This is a genomic window from Photobacterium gaetbulicola (assembly GCF_003025515.1).
GTDB classification, from domain to species: domain Bacteria; phylum Pseudomonadota; class Gammaproteobacteria; order Enterobacterales; family Vibrionaceae; genus Photobacterium; species Photobacterium gaetbulicola.
This window is the reverse complement of sequence record NZ_PYME01000032.1, coordinates 16867-37782: the sequence shown is the minus strand read 5'-3', so window position 1 is coordinate 37782 and position 20916 is coordinate 16867. Positions and strand designations below refer to the sequence as shown.

Below are 20916 nucleotides of genomic sequence, written 5' to 3'. Positions count from 1 at the left end.
AGATGGCAATTTTTAATTACCGCGGCCGCAGTGCCCAGGGTGACATGAAGCGGGGGCAGCTGGAAGCCGCTTCGCAAGATGCCGCGGCAGATATCTTGATGCGCCAAGGCATTATTCCGCTGGAAATTCGTGAGGGTAAAGCCAAATCGGCCGGGCTGGATATTGACCGCCTGTTCAAAAGCCGGATCCCGCTCGAGGTGCTGGTGATTTTCTGCCGTCAGCTTTATAGCCTGACCAAAGCCGGTGTGCCTTTGCTGCGTGCGGTACGTGGTTTGGGCCAGAGTGCCAGCCACCCCTTGATGCGCGAAACCCTGGATGCCGTGGTGGTGGAGCTGACCAACGGTAAGGCGCTGTCGGTGGCAATGCAGGCCCACCCGCGGGTGTTCTCCGAGCTGTTCGTGTCGATGATCAGTGTCGGTGAAAACACCGGTCGGCTGGATGAAACGCTGCTCCAGCTGGCGCAGTATTTCGAGCAGGAGATGGAAACCCGCCGCCGGATCAAGTCGGCGATGCGCTATCCCACTTTTGTTCTGATCGCTATCACCCTGGCGATGTCGGTACTGAATATCAAGGTGATCCCGCAGTTTGCCTCGATGTTCAGCCGCTTCGGGGTAGAGTTGCCGCTGCCGACCCGGATCCTGATCGCAACCTCGAATTTCTTCGTCCATTACTGGCCTCTGATGCTGGGGGTGATGGTGGTGACTTGGATTGGTTTGAAGATATGGCGCCAAACCCCAGCGGGTGGCGAAAGATGGGATAAATTCCGGTTAAAAGTGCCGATTGTGGGCGATATTGTCAATCGTGCCCAGTTATCGCGCTTTTCACGCACTTTCTCACTAATGATACGCGCAGGCGTGCCGCTCAATCAGGCGATCCAGATGGCGGCGGAATCGCTGGGCAACCACTACCTTGAAAACCGTCTCATCGAGATGAAAAACGGTATCGAGAGCGGTAGCAGCATTGCCGCGATGGCGCGCCAGTCCGGGGTGTTTACCCCCTTGGTGCTGCAGATGATCGCGGTGGGTGAAGAGACCGGCCAGGTCGACGACTTGCTGCTTGAAGTCTCGGATTTCTACGACCGTGAAGTGGATTATGACCTCAAGACGCTGACGGCCCGTATCGAGCCTATCTTGCTGTTTATTGTTGCGATTATGGTGCTGGTATTGGCGCTGGGGATCTTCCTGCCAATGTGGAGCCTGCTGGATGTTGCGCGCGGTGTCTAGCATCAAACACTTCGGTCATATGCGCTGGTTTCTCTGGGGCGGCGTCATTTTCCTGATGATCTGGGTGTTGTTGGTGCAATGGCACAAGGTCAATGATCAGGCTGAACGCACTAGGGTCAAATTATTGGCGCAGACCATGAGCCGTAGTGCCGCGTCGTTGCGCCAGCAGTGGGAGCTGGAAAATAAGCCCAGCCACTCTCAAACCAATGGGATCGAATACTCGTTTACCCATAAAGGTTGGCCGATAATTATCCGAGATCAGCACGTTGATTGTGCAAAAATGTGGAATTTGCTGTCATCAAGACAGGTGCCTGTCGATTACGTGAGCCTTGTTGATAAAAAAGAAGTGCGATCAGCGCATTATAATTCGTGTTATTTCCAAATTACTGACGGAAAATGGCTAGCATTATTTTATGAAAATGAGACAATACACACTAACGGTTTTTTGACGCTGCCCGAATAGTGCTGCCGTCGAATTGACAAAAACAAAAAAAGAGTGAGTAAAGATGAAAAAACAAGCCGGTTTTTCATTGGTGGAGTTGGTGATTGTCATCATCGTGGTCGGCCTGCTTGCTGTTGCTGCCCTGCCGCGATTTTTGAACGTCACGGATGAAGCGAAGAAAGCGTCGATTGAAGGTGTGGCGGGTGGTTATGCAACAGCCGTTCTTTCAGCGCGTGCCCAGTGGGAGGCGAACGGCCGCCCTTCTGCCATTGTGAATAACGCCAAAGTGAATAGCGTGAGCTACGACGGCTCGACGTTCATGCTGACCGCTGAGCAAAGTGATGTTCGTGTGGGTTACCCGATCCATTACGGTCAGGACAACTCAGCCTCCATTGGCGGTTTGGATAATACCGAATGCAAGGTGCTGTTTGAGCAGCTGATGCAAAACCCGCCTCAGGTGGCAGAGATTGATTCTGGTGATGTCCTGAACGGTAAGTACCAGTACGCAGCGCGTAAGGATAACAACGGCAATAATTCAGCCTGTACCTACTTCCAGCTTGCGTCAGTAACAAATAATGCAAATGGTGTTGCTCAGATAACGTCGGCACACTCATTTACCTATACGCCTAAAGAAGGCTCTGTTGTCGTCAACATTCAATAATAATTTGTATTTGGAGAAATAATATGAAACGTCAAGGCGGTTTTACGCTAATTGAAATGGTCGTTGTGATCGTTATTTTGGGCATCCTGGCTGTAACAGCGGCCCCGCGCTTTTTGAACCTGCAGGATGATGCACGAGCGTCTGCACTACAAGGACTTAAGGGTGCTGTGGATGGCGCTGCTGGTATTGTATACGGAAAATCTGCAATTTTAGGTCTTGAAGCACAACCTAACCCAACCGATAAAGTTGAAAATATTGAGGTTGCTTATGGTTACCCGACAGCAAGTGAGAACGGCATTGCTGAAGCATTTGTATCTGAAGATTGGGTATTTATCACAGGGGATAAAAATACTGCTGTAACTGTTAATGCCCTAAATGAAGGTGAAATTGCATTTACCTTTAAAGATCGTAAAGATGCTGGTTGCTTTGTTAAATATACTCAGTCTAAGTTGGATTCTGACAATCAGATTGTTCCTGCTAAAGCTGAAGTTATTGGTGGTAACGGATGTAAAGGCACTGCTCCTGCAACTGCCCCTCAGCCTGATCAAGGCCAAAATGGTTAATTTTTTATAGCGCTCCCCGGAGCGCTATTTATTCAGGGCGATGGTCACGGTTATCGCCCTGAATAAATAGAGACCATTACAACCTTCCGGGTGATTGATGCCCCGACACGATTACCGAAAAAGCGCCGGCTTTACGCTTATCGAGCTCATCATTGTTATCGTGCTGATTGGGATTATCAGCGTGACGGCGGCCTCGCGCCTGTTCGGCCGCAGCGGCTTCGATGCGGTGCTGGCCCGCGACCAAGCCATTGCCATTGCCCGCCAGATCCAACTGGTGGGGATGAACAGCCCCGTCGACCCAACAACGCCAAATACCTGTCTGGCCCTGGTGGTTAACCCGGCCGAATTTGGTAGTCAGGGGTGTGCCAGCAATAGCCACTCGACCCGCAAGCTGACGGCTGAGAACGACAGGGTCAATTTCATCTATTTCGATGGTGCCAACCATCAGCCCTCTGCCGCGATTTATTTTGACATGCTCGGGCGTCCGTCGGTGGTCAACAACCAGCAACTGCAGCGTATCTGCACCGCATCGAGCTGTCGGGTGACGATGACGTCACGCAATGGCGAGCAGGCGAGCCTGTGTATCAACAGCGAGGGGTATATCAATGACTGCACGCTTTAAGATTAGCCGTCCTCGCACTTCCCATACGCTCCTCACACTTGGTAATCAGAGCGGTTTTACCCTGATTGAAGGGGTTATCACCATAGTGATCCTGGGGATTGCCATGGTGACCCTGACCAGTTTCCTGTTCCCGCAGGTCGAGCGTTCGGCCACGCCGTATTACCAGACACGCGCGGCGGCGATCGGCAATGCCTTTCTCAATGAAATCCTCTCGCGCCAGTTTGATGAATATTCGGACCCGTTTGGCGATAGTGTGGTGCGCTGCGGCGAAACCCATGAGGAGAAAACTTATACCTGCAGTGAGCCCAACGAGAATGGCGTATGGCCGATAGACAAAGAGAGTGAGTACTTCGACTATGTGCTTCCCGGCAGTTCGCTGCCAGCCGGAAAAGGCCTGGTGGTGGCGATTGCCAATGATGTCGATGATTTCCATGGCTGCTGGGGGGACTTGTCTCTTTGCCATGAGCGCTATAACCACAACCGGTTGCCATGGCGCGGGGCGATAGAGAACCTCGTGGGTGATCAGGTGGCACAGAGCGGCACTTATAACAATATGACGGTCAGCGTTGCAGTGAGTTACGACTCTCGCTTCGATACGGCGTATCCGGAGGAGACGCCTTTTCCCCATCAGCACAAGCGTGTTGTGGTCGAAGTCGATACCGGCCGTTACGGCAAGTACGATTTTGTCGCTTACCGGAGTAATTACTGATGGTTAAGCGCACCGCAATGAAGATGAGCCAAGGCTTCTCGCTGATGGAGATGGTCATTGCCTTGGTGATCCTCGGCATTATTTCGTTGGCTATCGGCAGCTATCTGCAGCTGGGGGCGGAGGGCTATGTCAGCACCGTTAGCCGTGACCGGGTTCAGTCCCAGGCCCGTTTTGCCTTGGAAAAGATGACCCGCGAAATTCGCCATGCAGCCCCCAACAGCCTGGTGACCAGCTCTCAGTTCAGTGTGGCACCGACAGGGCGCTGCGTTAGTTTTTATCCGATTCACCTGGCCGGTTTTACCCTTGGCAATACGCGGACCACAAATGTTGAGTTAGTGCCTACTATTGGCTCGGAGTCAGAGTGGCAGGCGGTCGAGAGCAGCGACCAGTTAGCGTTGGCGGTTGGACTCGGGAATGCTGCAGAGTATGCCCTGCAACCTTATAAAATCCGCAGTGTTGATGCCGGAGCGGCAGGAAGCGGGACGGTCTTGGTCAATGTCTCGGCTCCGCTTGAGAATCGCTCGCCTGCGAATCGGGCTTATGTATACGGCCAGCCGGTATCGTTCTGCCTGGAGGCCAATGTGCTGAGGCGAAAGTCTGGTAATTCCAGTGTGGTTATTGCCGAGCAGGTCTCGGGGTTTGATGTGGCCGTCAATGGCAAGGGCTTGGAAAACAATAGTATGGTGCATATTAATTTGGCTTTTCAAGATGGCCGGACGGGTGAGCACTTTCGCTACGAACACACAGTGCAGGTGATCAATGTTCTATAGCAGGCAGCGCGGCAGCGCGTTGGTGGTATCGCTGTTTATTATTACCGTGATGGGGGCTTTTGCCGCCGCCATGATCCGTATTGACTGGTCCGGGCAGGATACCACCGCCCGTGAAGTGTTCTCGACCCGTGCCTGGTATGCCGCCCATTCCGGCAATGAAATCGTATTGAGTAAACTGTTTCCGCTCGGGAAGGCGGCATCGGAGCCCCTGGCCTGTGACCAAACTTACAATTTCAACCAGGAAGCCGAGCTGTTCTCGTGCCAGGCATTGCAGGTTGTCTGTAAAAGCTATGCCTTCAAAGACAGCGGCAAGCCAGCGAAGAAATACCAACTAGAAAGTACCGCAACCTGCGGCACAGGGCAGTTTACAACGACCCGTACCCAAGAAGTGTGGGCGAAGGATTTAAAACAATGAAAAACATTATTTTTATATTGGTCACTTTGTTTTATTCGCTAAATACGCTGGCGGCGATGTCATGCCCGGAAAATACAAATCACGGATTTACCATTGGCTTTCATATCGATAACCCTTTCTCGCAACAGACCGGTTTTTCGTATGTAAAATCTACCCATAGCCATGGTAATAAAGAGAAAGAGCTGCAATATATTTGGACCAATAACCGCTCTTTTAGTAGTTATAACAAGATTATCGATCACTATATGGAGACATCGGGTACGTATGATGTCGTTTTGGACTTTGCTCCTGATAGCCATGGTTATGGCCTGCTTACATATTATGTAAATGATGGTATCAATGGCTGGCGAAAAGAAGAAAGCAAGGAGGTTTACTTTTTAAAACAAGGGGCTATTACGGTCTCCTCTATCCAGATGGAACTTGACTGTGATGCACAGGTTCCTGATGTTGAGCCAGAGTATAGCCTAGATGCCAAGTTCCAGTTTGGTGTGCAAAATTGCACATCCAGTGAATGTGAAATTCCAATTAACAATGCTAGTGAATACACCATTAAACCATTGGTGTTTTTGATGCCGACCATCGAGCAGGGTTCGCCAGATAATGATCCCCCGGCAACAATGGCCGTGAAATCGGTCGATTTGTTGCAAGGAAAAGTGGTGATCGAGCAGATCTCTCCCGCTGGTATGGGGCCTGCCGAACAAATGAGCCGGATTAGTTATTTAATCATGGAGCCAGGCCGAGCTAGTTTTTATGGCAAGGAAGTGATTGCCGGCTATGTTGATACGACTGAATACCAGGCGGCTTCTGGCAATGGGCGGGGTTGGGAGCGAGGAATAAAATTTTCCGACTGGGGCGGGACGACTATCTCTAATCCTGTGGTTTTGACCCAGCAGCAAGCGCTAAACCGAGATGATATTTTTTCAACATCGGCAATTAAAGGTGTTACTAGACAAGATTTGGATTTAGCTCTGGAGCTGGGACGTGGCACTGACGAGCCATCGAATAAACGACGGATTGCTTTTTTAGCAAGTAGCGAAGGGACGGGAGTGACAAGCTCCGGCATGAAGTTTGAGTTTGGTCTTAAACACAATTTACGCCAGGCCGGAACCCTCGCGCAGTCTTGCCAGAACTTGCGGATCCCTTTTGCTAATCAGTACGTCGGGCAGCCGGGTGTTGTGGGTATGAAGCAGACGCGAAATGGCGGTGATGGTGGTTGGATCCGCCGTTGCGAGCTAACACCAACTGACTTCAGCTTTGTCTTTGATGAAGACACTTTGGATAGCCGAAAGCATCGCACCGCGGAAGATATTGGCTTCTTTGCTTTTGAGCTTCCCCAGCAGGATATTGAACTTGATATCTGTAAATATGTGCCACAAGAGTTGGTATCTAATGCTTATCCGACCGGGGTGCCCCATGGTGCGTTGAATATTACCCCGGGCACCGGCAGTAATGTCTATCTGAAATCTCCGCAGTTGAGTGGAAACAAGAAAAACTGGTTTGCTTATCTTGCTTACCAAGGCGGCGAAAGCTGTATAAATCCCGATGGCAGTGCCGCGCTATGTAAAGCAGACCCACAAAAAGTGTTTGATGACTACCCGCCTCAACTCGAGCCGTTTCAGGTTGTTTCTGGTTCATTAAATTGTACGGCGAACTGTGAACTATTCCGTGACAATAATTACCAGAACATAAGCATTGGTACGGGGGCGAGCCTTACACTGAATGAAGGTGAATACTGGTTCGAAAATATCGACTTTCTGGGTGCCGGGGCACGCTTGGAGGTTAAAGGCAAAGCGATTGTCCATTACAAAACAATGCGATTTTCCAGCGGGGATTTCTATATTAATGCACCGGCAGGAGTCGGTGGAACCAGCGAGAACTTACTCTTTATCGGCCATGGTAATAACTCGGCGATTTACCTCAATGGTGGGGTCAATAACTCACTGATTTATGCTTACTTCTATATTGAAGGCGTTAACTATGTCGGGGCTGATGGCAACCTTGTCCAAAGCATCGGCTTTGACATTGCGGGTAGTGATAATGAAGTCGCCGGCGGTATCGCTTCTCACAGTGTGGCGATATCGGGGTGGAGAAATAGTGTTCGTGGTCGCCCTGAACTGCAATGTGGTGGAGGCTCTCCCAATTATACGCTGACAGTAACACCGACAACTGACCTATCTCTTACCTGTGATCTTCAGGAGGTCGAGTTTACTGTCATGGACAGTGGCGGGGTTGCAACCGACTTTGATGGCCAGCTAAGAATTACAACCAACTTGAGCCGTTCGGGCCAGGCACAGTGGTTTAGCAACAGCAATGGAACTGGCGCGGGAACGGATGCCAGCTTGCCTTATATTGCATCTCCTGTTGCGGGTAAGGTCAAACTATGGCTTAAAAGTGATTTTGTCGGCAAAGTTGAGGTGACCGGTGTGATTGTCGATGACGATGCCGAACCGGCCTTTTCATCGCTAGGCTTCGTGCCTTTCCGGTTTGACATTAATGGTGGTCGTATCCCCGTCGTGGCCGGTAAACCTGCCAGTATTACGATTAAGGCAAAATCGTGCCGCGATGATAGCAATAGTGATGTGGCGGTCGGCTATCACGGCAAGCGTACATTGAAATTCGCTACGACCTATATCTCGCCAAGCCTGGGGATGACAAGTACCAACAGTCATCTGCTGCAACTTAAAGCGCCGGAGCACTCTCAATGGCAGCAACAGCAGGTGGAGCTGACGTTTGATAGGGGCGTTGCCGATGCCCAGCTGCGTTATTTTGATGCGGGCAAGACTGCGCTGACTGTCCATGATCCTAACTGCACCTTGGAGCAGGGCTGCGAGATTCTGCCGCAAAGCAGGATGTTGACCCGATCGAATATCGGCAACTGGACCCGCCTCGAGGGGACACAGTCAGTCTGGTCTCGACCGTATACCTTTGCCTCGTGCAATGCGGGTGAGCATTTAATCGAGTCGGCAAACGGCACGGCTTATCGTGGTGATGCCTTTGTTTCTGCTGGCGAGATGTTCAATGTTAAGGCAAAACCTGTCATTTGGCTTGCCGGTGATGCTGAGAATATTGATGGCAATGGCAATGCGACCTCAATGGTCGATAGCAGCAATATGTGCAGCCGGGCGGTCACGCCCGGCTTCTATGCCAGTGATGCACCACAAGCCTCGGTGGCGCTTTCCATTCCGACTGGGGAAGGTATCAAGCCGCACTCACCGACCGAGGCGGGGGCCGTCAGCGGTACCCTGACCAGTGTCCCGCTAAGTAACCAAGCGATAAAAAACAGCGACTTTAGTGCCAAATGGGATGAGGTAGGCAGTATTGAGCTACGGGCATCGACCCAAGGCGAGTACCTGGGGATGGCAATGAATGTGGGCTACCGCCCGGTTGGCCGTTTCTATCCGCATCGATTTGCCATCGTATCGGCAGAGAGTGGCAAACAATACCCAGACGGCCAGTCGTTTGTCTACATGAACCAGCCAATGTCAGCCCGCTTCAAGGTCGAGGCACAAAATGAAAAAGGGGCTCCAACCCATAACTACGGCTTTTTTGCGCCGGCCAAGCAAGTTGGCCTGGCGATCGCGGCAATAGATACAGCGGTTGAGCCGGGGTTAGCGAATGATTTGGGTGGGCGCATTGACTGGGGCGGTTTGCCTAACGCTTGGCAGAAGAGCTGGAAGGGGGCCTATACCACGGTTAATTGGTTTGATCTGGTCTTTAAGCGGGAGGTCAAAAGTGCCGCTTCACAAGATAAGGCGCTAACCACCGAGCCGGATGGCCCTTATGATGTTGCACTGGGCATTATGCGTGAAGCGTTGAGTGCGGGGATGGCTGAGCGTATCGGCTACCCGGCAATCGATGTGGACAGGGTGCTGGTTCCTTGTGATTTGGTGCAGGATGGGTGTCGCGATGCCGACTCGAGGGGGATGATGGAGTTTGCTGCTTTCCATACCCGCTATGGCCGCATGGTGCTGGATGATGTCGCCGGCCGTTTTGATAGTGAACTGTCTATCCCGCTTCGAGTTGAGTACTGGGATGGTGTGGACTTTGTCACCAACAAACAAGACAGTCGTGCCGCTTTCGATGGAAATCTGTCGTGCAAACAAATTCTTTCCCAGTCTGACACTGACGTGACAAGCACCTCGTACACTCAGGGATCAGGAAATGTACAATCAGGGGAGACTCGCTCCGGCGAGTTCGTTGCAGTGCCCACCGACGTGAAGGATAACGACGGCAGTGCTGTGATCTACCGTGAGCAGGTGCGTTTTTGGCAGAAAGTGGTTAGCGATAAGCCAAAAGCGATAGATAATGAGCCAGAGATCCGCTGTGAGGTTGGACCGTCAGCGGGCAACAGTAATTATCAGCCGTGGTTGGCCTTCGACTGGCGTGGTAAAGGTGACGAGAGTCCGCACTCGACAGTGACCTTCGGAGCCTACCGCGGCAACGATCGGGTGCTTTATCGCGGTGAAAAGGGCATTAATACAATGCTCGATTAAATAAAATGCCGATCTGTGGCAGGTTTGACAATCCTTGCCTTGTCTCGATCCGCCCCCCTTGATACATTTAGCGCAATTTAACGAATTTGTGAGCTTGCAGGATTAGCCGAAGACTATGTTTAAAAAACTTCGTGGCATGTTTTCTAATGACCTGTCTATTGACTTGGGTACAGCCAATACCCTTATTTACGTCAAAGGACAGGGCATCGTACTGGATGAACCATCAGTAGTAGCGATCCGCCAGGATCGTGCCGGAGCAACCAAGAGTGTGGCCGCTGTCGGTCACGACGCCAAGCAGATGCTGGGCCGTACTCCGGGTAATATCGCGGCAATCCGTCCGATGAAAGACGGTGTTATCGCGGACTTTTACGTTACTGAGAAAATGCTGCAGCATTTTATCAAGCAGGTGCATGACAACAGCCTGCTGCGTCCAAGCCCACGAGTTCTAGTTGCGGTACCTTGCGGCTCGACTCAGGTTGAGCGCCGTGCTATCCGTGAATCTGCACAGGGTGCAGGCGCGCGCGAAGTGTACTTGATTGACGAGCCAATGGCGGCAGCAATCGGTGCAGGCATGCCAGTTTCTGAAGCAACCGGTTCGATGGTGATCGATATCGGTGGCGGTACCACTGAAGTGGCGGTTATCTCGCTAAACGGTGTGGTGTACTCATCATCAGTACGTATCGGTGGTGACCGTTTCGACGAAGCCATCATCAACTACGTGCGTCGTAACTACGGCAGCCTGATCGGTGAAGCGACCGCTGAGCGCATCAAGCATGAAATCGGCTCGGCTTACCCGGGTGACGAAGTGCGTGAGATTGAAGTTCGCGGCCGCAACCTAGCTGAAGGTGTGCCTCGCAGCTTCACCCTGAACTCCAACGAAATCCTCGAAGCGCTGCAAGAGCCGTTGACAGGTATCGTATCGGCCGTGATGGTAGCACTAGAGCAGTGTCCGCCAGAGCTGGCGTCGGACATCTCCGAGCGCGGTATGGTACTGACCGGTGGTGGTGCACTGCTGCGTGACCTAGACCGTCTACTGACCGAAGAGACCGGTATTCCAGTGGTTGTGGCCGAAGAGCCACTAACGTGTGTGGCCCGTGGCGGCGGCAAGGCACTGGAAATGATCGACATGCACGGTGGCGATCTATTCAGCGAAGAATAATGCCCGCCCGGGCATATCGACAAACAGGTTATAGTGTTACATGAAACCTATCTTTGGCAGGGGGCCTTCCCTGCAACTGCGCCTGTTTCTTGCCATTTTACTGTCGGTTGGCCTGATGCTGGCCGACAGTCGTCTTGACGCCTTTGCCAACGTCCGTTACCTGCTCAACTCGGCTATTTCCCCGTTGCAATATGCGGCTAATCTGCCGCGTGACTTGCTTGGCGGTGTATCCGGACAGTTCAGCTCGCACCGGCGTCTGCTGGCAGAAAACAAAGCCTTGCAACGTGAACTGCTGGTTCAGCAGAGCGATGTCTTGCTGCTCGAGCAGCTGAAACAGGAAAACCAGCGCCTGCGTGAGCTGCTGGGCTCGCCGTTTGTCCGTGATGAAAAGAAGCTGATTGCCGAGGTGATGGCGGTCGACTCCGATCCGTACAGCCACCAGGTGATGATCGACAAGGGGCGGGTAGACGGTGTCTATGAGGGCCAGCCGGTGATCAACGAAAAGGGGATTGTCGGTCAGGTCTCGTACGTCGGGGCTCACAACAGCCGGGTGCTGCTGCTGATTGACCCGTCCCATGCGATCCCGGTGCAGGTTGTGCGCAATGATATCCGGGTGATTGCCTCGGGCAGTGGCCAGATTGACCAAATTCAGCTGGAGCATGTGCCAAGCAGTACCGATATCGAAGTGGGCGACTTGCTGGTGAGTTCGGGGTTGGGTGGCCGTTATCCGGAGGGCTATCCGGTGGCCAACGTCACGGAGTTCTCGTTTGATAACAAGCGCCCGTTTGCTCAAATCAAAGCAAGGCCGACGGTACAGTTCGACCGTCTGCGCTACCTGCTGCTGGTATGGCCGACCCCGCGTGAAACCTTGACTGAGGGAGAGTTCAATAGTGGCAAATAGTCGCGCTAACGGCCGAATTTGGATTTGGCTGTCGTTTCTGATTGCGCTGATCCTGCAGGCTGCCCCTTGGCCGGGGGAGCTGGAACCATTCCGCCCGTCATGGGTTGTCTTGGTCGCGTTTTACTGGGTCTTGGCCTTGCCGCACCGGGTGAACGTCGGGACGGCATTGATCCTCGGTTTGCTGTGGGATCTGATGCTCGGCTCGACCCTTGGGGTCAGGGGGCTGATGATGGCAGTGCTTTGCTATATTGTTGCGCTGAACTTCCAGGTGCTGCGTAATCTATCATTATGGCAGCAGGCTCTGCTGGTGGGGCTGCTGACATTGGGCGGTAAGCTGGTTGAGTTCTGGGCCGAATACCTGGTTTCGGTGATCACTTTTGATCCGGAGAGGTTGTGGGCCGTGCTACTTAACTTCTTGTTATGGCCATGGTTATTCCTGCTGTTGCGACGGATGCGTCGCAAGCTCTCAATTCGTTAAATTAGTTTCCCAATGGGATCCGTTCGGTGCTAGGGTGTAACCAAACACATCGAACGTGCTTCGAATGGATCACATTGATTTATCACACAAAACCAAATGAATGATATCATGTCGACACCGCAACTGTATTTGGCCTCTGGCTCTCCGCGCCGTAAAGAACTTCTGACCCAGCTTGGCTACCAGTTTGAGCGGGTCGTGGTGGATGTTGAAGAGCAGCACCAGGCCGGTGAAACGCCCGCCGACTATGTCCAGCGCCTGTCGGTGGACAAGGCTTTGGCCGGAGTCGCGGAGGTCGGCGGCAAGGCACCCGTACTGGGGGCCGACACCATCGTGGTGGCGGGTGATCGTATCTTGGAAAAGCCCAAGGATTTTGACGATGCCCAGCAGATGCTGCGCCTGCTTTCCGGCACGCGCCATCAGGTGATGACGGCAGTGACCGTGGCCAGCGAAGCGCGCCGGGAAACACGTCTGGTGGTGACCGACGTGTGGTTCAAGACGCTGTCAGATAAAGAAATCGAAGACTACTGGCACAGTGGTGAGCCGCAGGACAAAGCAGGGAGCTACGGCATTCAGGGGATTGGCGGCAAGTTCGTCGAGCGTATCGATGGCAGTTATTATGCTGTGGTGGGGTTACCTTTGGTGGAAACCGACATCATGGTTCAAGACTTTTTAGATTTATCAATTTAGAGGCAACCATGAGCACTGAGCTGCTAATTAACGTAACCCCGAGTGAAACGCGAGTCGCCATGATCGAGTCCGGGACCTTGCAGGAAGTTCATATCGAACGTGAATCCAAGCGGGGGATTGTCGGCAATATTTACAAGGGGCGCGTCAGCCGCGTCCTGCCGGGGATGCAGGCGGCTTTTGTCGATATCGGCCTTGAAAAAGCCGCATTCCTGCACGCGTCGGATATTGTTCCGCATACCGAGTGTGTGGCGGAAAACGAAAAACAGCAGTTTCAGGTTCGTGACATTTCAGAACTGGTCCGCCAGGGCCAGGATCTGGTGGTGCAGGTGGTCAAAGACCCATTGGGTACCAAGGGCGCACGCCTGACCACTGATGTCACCTTGCCATCCCGCTACTTGGTATTTATGCCGGGGGCGAGCCATGTCGGCGTTTCGCAGCGTATCGAAAGCGAAGAGGAGCGTGAGCGCCTGAAAGCCGTCGTTAACGAGTACTGCGACGATCTGGGCGGCTTCATTATCCGTACCGCCGCCGAAGGGGCAACGGATGAAGAAATGGCGCAGGATGCCGCATTCCTCAAGCATTTGTGGCGCAAAGTGCTCGAACGTCGCGCTAAATACAAGCCGAAATCCATGCTCTATGGTGAGCTTGGCCTGGCGCAGCGTATCTTGCGTGACTTTGTCGGTACCGAACTTGACTGTATCCAGGTTGACTCCCGTTTGGGCTACGAGAAGCTCAAGGAGTTTACCGATGAGTTTGTACCTGAACTGAGCGATAAGCTGGATTACTATGCCGGCGAGCAGCCGATTTTTGATTTGTTCGATACCGAAAATGAAATCCAGCGCTCGCTGGACCGCAAGGTAGAACTGAAATCAGGCGGTTACCTGATCATCGACCAAACCGAAGCGATGACCACGGTCGATATCAACACTGGTGCCTTTGTCGGTCGCCGTAACCTTGAAGAGACGATCTTCAACACCAATATCGAAGCGACCAAGGCCATTGCCCGCCAGCTTCGCCTGCGCAACCTAGGCGGGATCATCATTATCGACTTTATCGATATGGCCCACGACGATCACCGTCGCCGGGTATTGATGGCGTTGGAGCAGGCCTTGTCCTACGATAGGGTTAAGACCAATATTAACGGCTTCACCCAGCTGGGCCTGGTCGAAATGACCCGTAAGCGTACCCGCGAGAGTATCGAGCACGTCTTGTGTGACACCTGTCCGACCTGTGAAGGGCGCGGCACCGTGAAAACGGTGGAAAGTGTCTGCTATGAAATTCTGCGTGAAATTACCCGGGTCAACCGTGCCTACGATGCCGATCGGTTTGTCGTCTATGTGTCTCCGGCTGTGGCCGAAGCCCTCGCCGGCGATGAGTACCATGCCCTTGCCGAGCTGGAAGTGTTCATTGGCAAGCAGGTGAAAATCAAAGCGGAGCCGCTGTACGTTCAAGAACAGTTTGACGTCGTGATGATGTAAGCGGAGCAATACAGAGTGACAACAGTTCCAGTTCGGCTGGCGCGTGGATTGATGTGGCTGGTACTGACAGTGTTGGTACTGGCCGCTGTTGCGATTAGCGGTCTGCGATTTTATCTTCCCCAGCTCAATGATTACCGTGAACCTATCCGCCAATGGGCCTCGGCGCAGATTGATATGGATCTCGAGGTTGAGTTGGTTGAGGGGCACTGGCGCAACTTTGGCCCGTCATTGGTGCTGCAAGGGGTGAAGGTTAACCTGCCGGGGGCTCCCGAGTCGCTGGTCAAGGTGGGCGATGTCTCGATGCAGCTCGATATGCTGGGATCGGTACTGAGTCTCCGCCCGGTCTTCCAGGATATCCGCATTGATGAGCTGAGCCTGGATCTCACCCGTCTATCGGGCAGCGGGAGCGACGATAGCGCCAGCTCAGAGCGCAGCCAAATGGCGACCATCGAGCGGATTGAGGAGTTGCTGTTTGTCCAGCTGGGCCAGTTCTCGGTCCGCAATTCCGATATCACTCTGATGTCACCGGCCGATGAGAAGCTGACGGTCGACATCAAGGAGCTGAAGTGGGATACCCATAACCGCCAGCGCCGGGCGGAAGGGATTGTCAGTATTGCCGATACCCATTTCAGCCAAATGCAAGTGATTGCTAACCTTTCCGATAACCAGTCATGGGCCAAGATGTCCGGTGACATCTACCTGCAGGCGCGCAATCTGTCGGTAACGCCATGGCTTAACAAGCAGCACCTGACCGATGCCAATATCAGCGGCAGTAACCTCAATGCCGAGATCTGGCTGACCCTGTCGAACGGTGCCCTACAGCAGAGCCTGGCTAAGTTTGATGATAGCTTCTTGCGCTGGCAGCTCGGCGAAGACAAGCACCAGTTCCGGGTGAGGCAGGGCTTGGTGAAGCTGCAGCCGCTGGAAAATGAGAACGGCGAGCCGGGCTGGCGTATCGACAGTGATCAGATGGTATTGGAGACCGATGGTACTCCTTGGCCAGCCTTTGATATCGCAGCTCGCTGGCTGCCTGATGACTGGATCCTGGCTGCGAGTAACCTTTCTCTCGAGAACCTGCAGCCGTTTGTCACTTTCTTACCCGATGACAGTGAGCTGGTGGAGGTATTATCGACGTTGCAGCCTTCTGGCCAGATCAGCGATATCCGTGTGGCTAGCAGCGCGGGCAATGCGCCGCAGTTTTCTTTCCGTGTTAGCCAGCTTGGCCTGAAGCAGTGGGAATTGCTGCCGGGGATCCACAAACTGGATGCGGTTGTGGCCGGTGACACCCAGGGTGGCCGTGCCATAGTGAACCTGCAAGATGATGAACTGCCGTACGGCGAAGTCTTCCAGGCACCGCTCAAAATCAAAGCTGCGGATGTGACCGCTTACTGGCAGGTTGGGGATGATGGCTGGCGTTTGTGGAGCGACAAAATTGATGTGGCGACGCCACACCTCAAGGTGGACGGCCAGTTCCGGCTGGACTTCCCGGCCGATGCCCCGTCTTGGCTGTCATTCTATGGTGAAGCCAGCCTGAATAATGCCGGCGAAACCTGGCGCTACCTGCCGACTTTGGCGCTGGGCCGCAGTTTGACCGACTACTTGTCGGCGGCGATCCGCGGTGGTCAGGCCAAATCGGCCCAGTTGCTGTGGTACGGCGAGCTGGCCGATTTCCCCTATGGCAACCATGACGGGGTATTCCAGGCATTTGTACCATTGCGCAATGGTAAATTCAGTTTCGATACCGCCTGGCCTGAGCTGACTGATCTCAAGCTTGATCTGTTGTTTGAAAATGACTTTATGTACCTCGATGCCACGCATGCCAAGACTATGGGGGCGACGGCCTCTAGAGTGACTGGCGATGCCGAGCTGAGCGGAGACGGGCACCTGAAATTGACGGTCGATGTGGCGGCGGATGGCGAGCAGGTACGGGACTACATGCTGGCGACCCCGCTGGTGGACTCGGTGGGGGCGGCGCTGACGACGGTGCAGGTCGGTGGCCCGGTGACCTCTCGGTTCAAGCTCGATATTCCTTTTGATGGCAGTGATGTTAGGGCGTGGGGCAGCGCCGAGTTGACGGACAACCAGGTACGCTTGGATGCGCCGCCGCTCTTCCTTGAAGGGGCTAGCGGAATTATCAGTTTCGATGATGATAAGGTCTCGGCGGAGCAAATCACGGCGAAGCTATTGGCGCAACCGGTGAATGTGGGCTTTACCGGCAACAGTGTGGCCGATGGCTACCGGGTCGATGTCGCGCTTGATGGTGACTGGCAGGTCGAGACCTTGCAGCAGCAGGTGCAGGACCCATTGCTGGCTGACGTAACGGGCCGAAGCCGTTGGCAGGGTACTGTCGGGGTTGATCTCAATGATACCGGCTTTGAATATCAAGTTGGTATTGAGGCGGCCCTGGCCCAGGCTGTGAGCACGCTGCCTTATCCGCTAGCTCTGGCTGCCGGTAGCCCGGAGGTGTTCAAGCTGGATGTCACCGGCAACGGGCAAGCTCTGGTCGGTAAGGCGTCCCTGCCTGGGGTGGCGTATCAAGCCAAGATTAATCTGGCAGAGGAAAAGCTCAAAATCGATGCTAGCCAAATGGCGATTGGTCCCACCGCCTTACTGCCGCTCAAACATGGTGAGCATGGCTTGGATATTGTGGCCGACCAGGTCGATGGCGACCGCTGGGTTGAGCTGATTTCGGCGGTACATGACAAGGTCGAAGCCGAGGCGGCAGCTGGCGGTGTGTCTGTCAAACCGGATATTCCTGTTCCCACTCGGATTGAAGCCAAGGTTCGCCAGCTGAAATTGGCGTCATTGGACTGGAATCGGGTCGACTTTTCGGCCGATCGGCTGGCCGATATCTGGCGTTTTCATCTCGACAGCCGGGAGGCAAAAGGCCAAGCGCGTTGGCCGCAAGGGCTGCCGTTGGATTTGACTATCGATAGTTTCCACTTGAACTTGCCGCAAGTTGGCGGTGCCGAGCCGAAGGAAAAGTACCGGCCCCAGCGCGATGTGCCGGCGGCGACCGATTTTGATCGCAGTATGATGGCAAATATGCCGGAAATCGATCTGGTGCTGCACGATGCTTGGTTGCAGGGCTACAGTCTCGGTGAGGTGTCCGGCAAGCTGCGCCGTGAGGGCAATATGCTGGAGCTGAGAAACTTCACGGTCGACTCTGGGGCCACGTCGCTGAATCTTGATGGCCACTGGAGCCTTGATGGCGATCGCAGCGAGACCCAGATTGCATTTGATATTGATGGCCAGAACAGTTCGGATCTGATGGGGCGCTTTGGGATTACTGGCGGGATCCAGGGGGCAAAATTCAGCACCTACGCTTCTATTCAGTGGCAAGGTGCGCCTTGGTCCATGCACCGTGAAACCTTAACCGGCGAGCTGAAGTCGGAAACCGGGCAGGGGATCATCAGTGATATCGGTGGTGCCGGTCGCCTGCTGGGCTTGTTCAGCATTGATTCGCTGATCCGCCGGATGCAGCTCGACTTCTCGGGGATTTTCGACGAGGGCCTGGCTTTCAACTATATCCGGGGGAGCGGGCGAATTGAAAATGGCCAGTTTGAGACCGACAATATTAAGATGCAGGCACTTGCGGGTGACATGTTTATTCGCGGAAGTGCTAATCTTGTCAATGAGACAGTGGATGCGAGGGTGAGATTCATTCCTGATTTTACATCAGGAATTCCAGTGCTTACCGCGTTTGCGGTGGCACCTCAAACCGCTATTTATGTCTTTGCTATCTCAACAGCACTCTCACCGGTTCTGGATGTCTTTACCCAAGTTAACTATGTGGTGAAAGGGCCGATTGACGCGCCGGTGGTGACCGAGCAGTCGCGCTTTACTGGCGAGTACAATGTTTCAGAGATGCTAAAAGGCAAAGATAAGGAAGCAAAATAACAACAATACCCGCCAAGCTACCGAGACAGGTAGCTTGATAGCGGCAGCAAAGGGAGAATGCAGATGGCTAAATTCGGTATTGTACAAATGACTTCGGGCGCGGATCCTCAAACCAACCTCAAACACCTGAAGCTGAAACTTAAGGGGCTGCAGCTGCAGGGGGCCAAACTGGTTGTCACACCGGAAAACTGCCTGGTATTTGGCTCCCGCGAGGATTACCTTGCCCATGCTGAGCCGCTGGGTGAGGGCCCGATGCAGGCCGAGGTGGCTGCTTTGGCCCGGCAATTGGGGATCTGGGTATTGATTGGCTCGATGCCTATCCGTCAGCTTGATGGAGCGATTACCACTACCGCCTTGCTGTTCGATGATCAGGGCCAGCTTCAGGGCCATTACGATAAGCTGCATATGTTTGATGTGGAAATTGATGATGCCCATCACAGCTATCGTGAATCTGACACCTTCCGCGCCGGTCGCGAAACCAAGGTGATCTCCACGCCATTTGGCAACATTGGTTTATCTATCTGCTATGATGTCAGGTTCCCGCAACTTTATGCTGCGTTGCGTGAGCAGGGTGCAGACATTATTGTGGTTCCTGCTGCTTTTACCAAAGTGACCGGTAAGGCGCACTGGGAGTTGCTGCTGCGTGCCCGCGCGGTGGAAACCCAGTGTTGGATGGTTGCTGCCGCACAGTGGGGAGAGCACAATGAGCAGCGGGAGACCTGGGGCCATTCGATGATTGTCGATCCCTGGGGGCAGGTTGTTGCTTGCCAGCAACAGGGCACCGGGGTGATGGTGGCCGATGTCGACCTTGATTTGAGCAAGGCGATCAGAACAAACATGCCACTTGTTGATCACGCAAGATTTAGTGTTCAGCAACGTGAAGGCTGACCGGCAGAGGGGCCGGCTGGCAATGAATATAAGAGCAAATTAAATGACGCTGGAAACTGTAGAAAACACAATGCTGGCCCAGTCAGGGTTAGGACGTGAAGAGCTAAATCAGGTACTGGGGCTAGTGGCGGCACGCGATGTGGATTATGCCGACATCTATTTCCAGTCATGCTGGCATGAGTCTCTGGTGCTTGAAGACAGCATCATTAAGGATGGCTCTTTTAACATTGACCGTGGTGTTGGTGTCAGGGCGGTGTCTGGCGAGAAGACAGGCTTCGCTTATTCTGATCAAATCAACCAGCTCGCCTTGCAGCAATCTGCCAAGGCGGCCCGGGGGATCACTCGCAGCGGTGGCAACGGCAAGGTTAAGGCGTTCGCACCTGCGATCGGCGGGCAAGGGATCTATGCACCGGTTAATCCGCTGGACAGCTTCGACAAGCACCAGAAGATCGCCCTGCTGGAGGAAATCGACCGCTATATCCGCACCAAAGAGCCGCTGGTTAAGGAAGTCTCGGTGAGCATCAATGGTGTCTATGAGCAGGTGCTGGTTGCCGCTCTGGACGGCACTTATGCGGCAGATATCCGCCCGCTGGTTCGCCTTTCTATCAGTGTGCTGATCGAAAAAGGTGACAAGCGCGAGCACGGCAGTGCCGGTGGTGGCGGCCGCTATGGTTACGAATATTTCCGGACCGAGGAAGGCAACGGTAAATCCGTCGCCCTGAATTATGCCGACGAGGCAATTCGTCAGGCGCTGATCAATATTGATGCCGATGAGGCACCGGCTGGCGCCATGCCGGTCGTGCTGGGGGCCGGCTGGCCAGGTGTTTTGCTGCACGAAGCCGTGGGCCATGGCCTGGAAGGCGACTTCAACCGCAAGGGCTCGTCGATGTTCTCGGGCCAACTGGGGCAGCAGGTGACCTCCAGCTTGTGTACCATTGTCGATGACGGCACCCTCAAGGATCGCCGAGGCTCGCTCAATATTGATGATGAAGGGACTCCGGGTCAGTACAACGTGCTGGTCGAGGGGGGCAAGCTCAAGGGGTATATGCAGGATAAGCTCAATGCGCGCTTGATGGGCGTAGCACCAACAGGTAACGGCCGCCGTGAGTCCTATGCCCACTTGCCGATGCCGCGCATGACCAATACCTATATGCTGCCGGGAGAGCATTCGCCGGAAGAGATCATTGCCAGCGTTAAGCAAGGTGTTTATGCGCCGAACTTCGGTGGTGGTCAGGTCGATATCACCTCTGGTAAGTTTGTGTTCTCGGCATCGGAAGCTTACTTGATTGAAAACGGCAAGATCACCCGTCCCATCAAAGGTGCAACCTTAATTGGCAGCGGTATCGAGGCAATGCAGCAGGTATCGATGGTCGGTAATGACCTGGACATCGACCGTGGTGTCGGTGTGTGCGGCAAAGCCGGCCAGAGTGTCCCGGTTGGTGTTGGCCAGCCGACCTTGAAAATCGAGTCGATGACCGTCGGCGGCACCCAGTAAAAGAAAAGCCAGCGTCAGCTGGCTTTTTTATC

General features: G+C 53.8%; 17 protein-coding genes. All 17 read left to right on the top strand.

Annotated elements, in window-relative coordinates; all coding sequences use genetic code 11:
* Positions 1-2 precede the first annotated feature (2 nt).
* The 17 genes from C9J03_RS22105 to tldD all read left to right on the top strand — a co-directional run bounded on the left by C9J03_RS22105 (position 3) and on the right by tldD (position 20884).
* Complete coding sequence (locus C9J03_RS22105; protein ID WP_044622410.1) at positions 3-1223, top strand: type II secretion system F family protein; 1221 nt, start codon at positions 3-5, stop codon at positions 1221-1223.
* A complete protein-coding gene (locus C9J03_RS22100) occupies positions 1204-1686 on the top strand; it encodes a hypothetical protein (RefSeq protein WP_044622411.1) in 483 nt (160 codons plus the stop codon). Before C9J03_RS22105 ends, C9J03_RS22100 begins: the two co-directional genes overlap by 20 nt.
* A 43-nt stretch (positions 1687-1729) precedes the next feature.
* Positions 1730-2326: a prepilin-type N-terminal cleavage/methylation domain-containing protein gene (locus C9J03_RS22095; RefSeq protein ID WP_044622412.1), complete on the top strand. Its 597-nt coding sequence runs from the start codon at positions 1730-1732 to the stop codon at positions 2324-2326.
* Between the two features lie 23 nt (positions 2327-2349).
* Entirely contained in the window at positions 2350-2889 is a 540-nt protein-coding gene (locus C9J03_RS22090; RefSeq protein ID WP_044622413.1) for a type II secretion system protein, read from the top strand.
* A gap of 97 nt (positions 2890-2986) precedes the next feature.
* On the top strand, positions 2987-3511 hold the full coding sequence (locus tag C9J03_RS22085) for a prepilin-type N-terminal cleavage/methylation domain-containing protein (protein ID WP_044622414.1): 525 nt from the start codon (positions 2987-2989) through the stop codon (positions 3509-3511).
* Entirely contained in the window at positions 3495-4220 is a 726-nt protein-coding gene (locus C9J03_RS22080; protein ID WP_052829713.1) for a type IV pilus modification PilV family protein, read from the top strand. Before C9J03_RS22085 ends, C9J03_RS22080 begins: the two co-directional genes overlap by 17 nt.
* On the top strand, positions 4220-4990 hold the full coding sequence (locus C9J03_RS22075) for a PilW family protein (RefSeq protein WP_052260822.1): 771 nt from the start codon (positions 4220-4222) through the stop codon (positions 4988-4990). The genes C9J03_RS22080 and C9J03_RS22075 overlap by 1 nt, the downstream gene beginning before the upstream one ends.
* On the top strand, positions 4980-5405 hold the full coding sequence (locus tag C9J03_RS22070; RefSeq protein ID WP_044622415.1) for a hypothetical protein: 426 nt from the start codon (positions 4980-4982) through the stop codon (positions 5403-5405). Before C9J03_RS22075 ends, C9J03_RS22070 begins: the two co-directional genes overlap by 11 nt.
* Positions 5402-9898: a DUF6701 domain-containing protein gene (locus C9J03_RS22065; RefSeq protein ID WP_044622416.1), complete on the top strand. Its 4497-nt coding sequence runs from the start codon at positions 5402-5404 to the stop codon at positions 9896-9898. The genes C9J03_RS22070 and C9J03_RS22065 overlap by 4 nt, the downstream gene beginning before the upstream one ends.
* Before the next feature lie 115 nt (positions 9899-10013).
* Positions 10014-11057 (top strand): rod shape-determining protein MreB, encoded by a 1044-nt coding sequence (mreB, locus tag C9J03_RS22060; RefSeq protein WP_039464726.1) that lies wholly within the window; start codon positions 10014-10016, stop codon positions 11055-11057.
* A 40-nt stretch (positions 11058-11097) separates the two neighbouring features.
* Entirely contained in the window at positions 11098-11958 is an 861-nt protein-coding gene (gene mreC, locus C9J03_RS22055) for a rod shape-determining protein MreC (RefSeq protein ID WP_044622417.1), read from the top strand.
* Complete coding sequence (gene mreD, locus C9J03_RS22050) at positions 11948-12436, top strand: rod shape-determining protein MreD (RefSeq protein ID WP_039464718.1); 489 nt, start codon at positions 11948-11950, stop codon at positions 12434-12436. Before mreC ends, mreD begins: the two co-directional genes overlap by 11 nt.
* A 108-nt stretch (positions 12437-12544) precedes the next feature.
* Positions 12545-13123 carry a Maf family protein gene (locus tag C9J03_RS22045; protein WP_044624359.1) on the top strand — a complete coding sequence of 193 codons (579 nt, stop codon included), beginning with the start codon at positions 12545-12547 and terminating at the stop codon, positions 13121-13123.
* Positions 13124-13131: 8 nt separating this feature from the next.
* The gene (gene rng / locus C9J03_RS22040) at positions 13132-14601 is read left to right on the top strand and encodes a ribonuclease G (RefSeq protein WP_039464716.1); all 1470 of its coding nucleotides are present in this window, start codon (positions 13132-13134) and stop codon (positions 14599-14601) included.
* A gap of 15 nt (positions 14602-14616) precedes the next feature.
* Positions 14617-18501, top strand: a complete 3885-nt coding sequence (locus C9J03_RS22035) for a YhdP family protein (protein WP_044622418.1) — start codon at positions 14617-14619, stop codon at positions 18499-18501.
* Between the two features lie 63 nt (positions 18502-18564).
* A complete protein-coding gene (locus tag C9J03_RS22030) occupies positions 18565-19389 on the top strand; it encodes a carbon-nitrogen hydrolase family protein (RefSeq protein WP_044624360.1) in 825 nt (274 codons plus the stop codon).
* Positions 19390-19432: 43 nt separating this feature from the next.
* The gene (gene tldD, locus C9J03_RS22025; RefSeq protein WP_044622419.1) at positions 19433-20884 is read left to right on the top strand and encodes a metalloprotease TldD; all 1452 of its coding nucleotides are present in this window, start codon (positions 19433-19435) and stop codon (positions 20882-20884) included.
* Positions 20885-20916 lie beyond the last annotated feature (32 nt).

Excerpts from the sequence above, each read along its gene's own strand:
- rng (WP_039464716.1), top strand. The coding sequence starts at position 13,132 with ATGAGCACTGAGCTGCTAATTAACGTAACCCCGAGTGAAACGCGAGTC.
- C9J03_RS22070 (WP_044622415.1), top strand. The coding sequence starts at position 4,980 with ATGTTCTATAGCAGGCAGCGCGGCAGCGCGTTGGTGGTATCGCTGTTT.
- C9J03_RS22080 (WP_052829713.1), top strand. The coding sequence starts at position 3,495 with ATGACTGCACGCTTTAAGATTAGCCGTCCTCGCACTTCCCATACGCTC.
- C9J03_RS22100 (WP_044622411.1), top strand. The coding sequence starts at position 1,204 with ATGTTGCGCGCGGTGTCTAGCATCAAACACTTCGGTCATATGCGCTGG.
- C9J03_RS22075 (WP_052260822.1), top strand. The coding sequence starts at position 4,220 with ATGGTTAAGCGCACCGCAATGAAGATGAGCCAAGGCTTCTCGCTGATG.
- C9J03_RS22090 (WP_044622413.1), top strand. The coding sequence starts at position 2,350 with ATGAAACGTCAAGGCGGTTTTACGCTAATTGAAATGGTCGTTGTGATC.
- tldD (WP_044622419.1), top strand. The coding sequence starts at position 19,433 with ATGACGCTGGAAACTGTAGAAAACACAATGCTGGCCCAGTCAGGGTTA.
- mreC (WP_044622417.1), top strand. The coding sequence starts at position 11,098 with ATGAAACCTATCTTTGGCAGGGGGCCTTCCCTGCAACTGCGCCTGTTT.
- mreB (WP_039464726.1), top strand. The coding sequence starts at position 10,014 with ATGTTTAAAAAACTTCGTGGCATGTTTTCTAATGACCTGTCTATTGAC.
- C9J03_RS22045 (WP_044624359.1), top strand. The coding sequence starts at position 12,545 with ATGTCGACACCGCAACTGTATTTGGCCTCTGGCTCTCCGCGCCGTAAA.
- C9J03_RS22095 (WP_044622412.1), top strand. The coding sequence starts at position 1,730 with ATGAAAAAACAAGCCGGTTTTTCATTGGTGGAGTTGGTGATTGTCATC.
- C9J03_RS22105 (WP_044622410.1), top strand. The coding sequence starts at position 3 with ATGGCAATTTTTAATTACCGCGGCCGCAGTGCCCAGGGTGACATGAAG.
- C9J03_RS22065 (WP_044622416.1), top strand. The coding sequence starts at position 5,402 with ATGAAAAACATTATTTTTATATTGGTCACTTTGTTTTATTCGCTAAAT.
- C9J03_RS22085 (WP_044622414.1), top strand. The coding sequence starts at position 2,987 with ATGCCCCGACACGATTACCGAAAAAGCGCCGGCTTTACGCTTATCGAG.
- C9J03_RS22030 (WP_044624360.1), top strand. The coding sequence starts at position 18,565 with ATGGCTAAATTCGGTATTGTACAAATGACTTCGGGCGCGGATCCTCAA.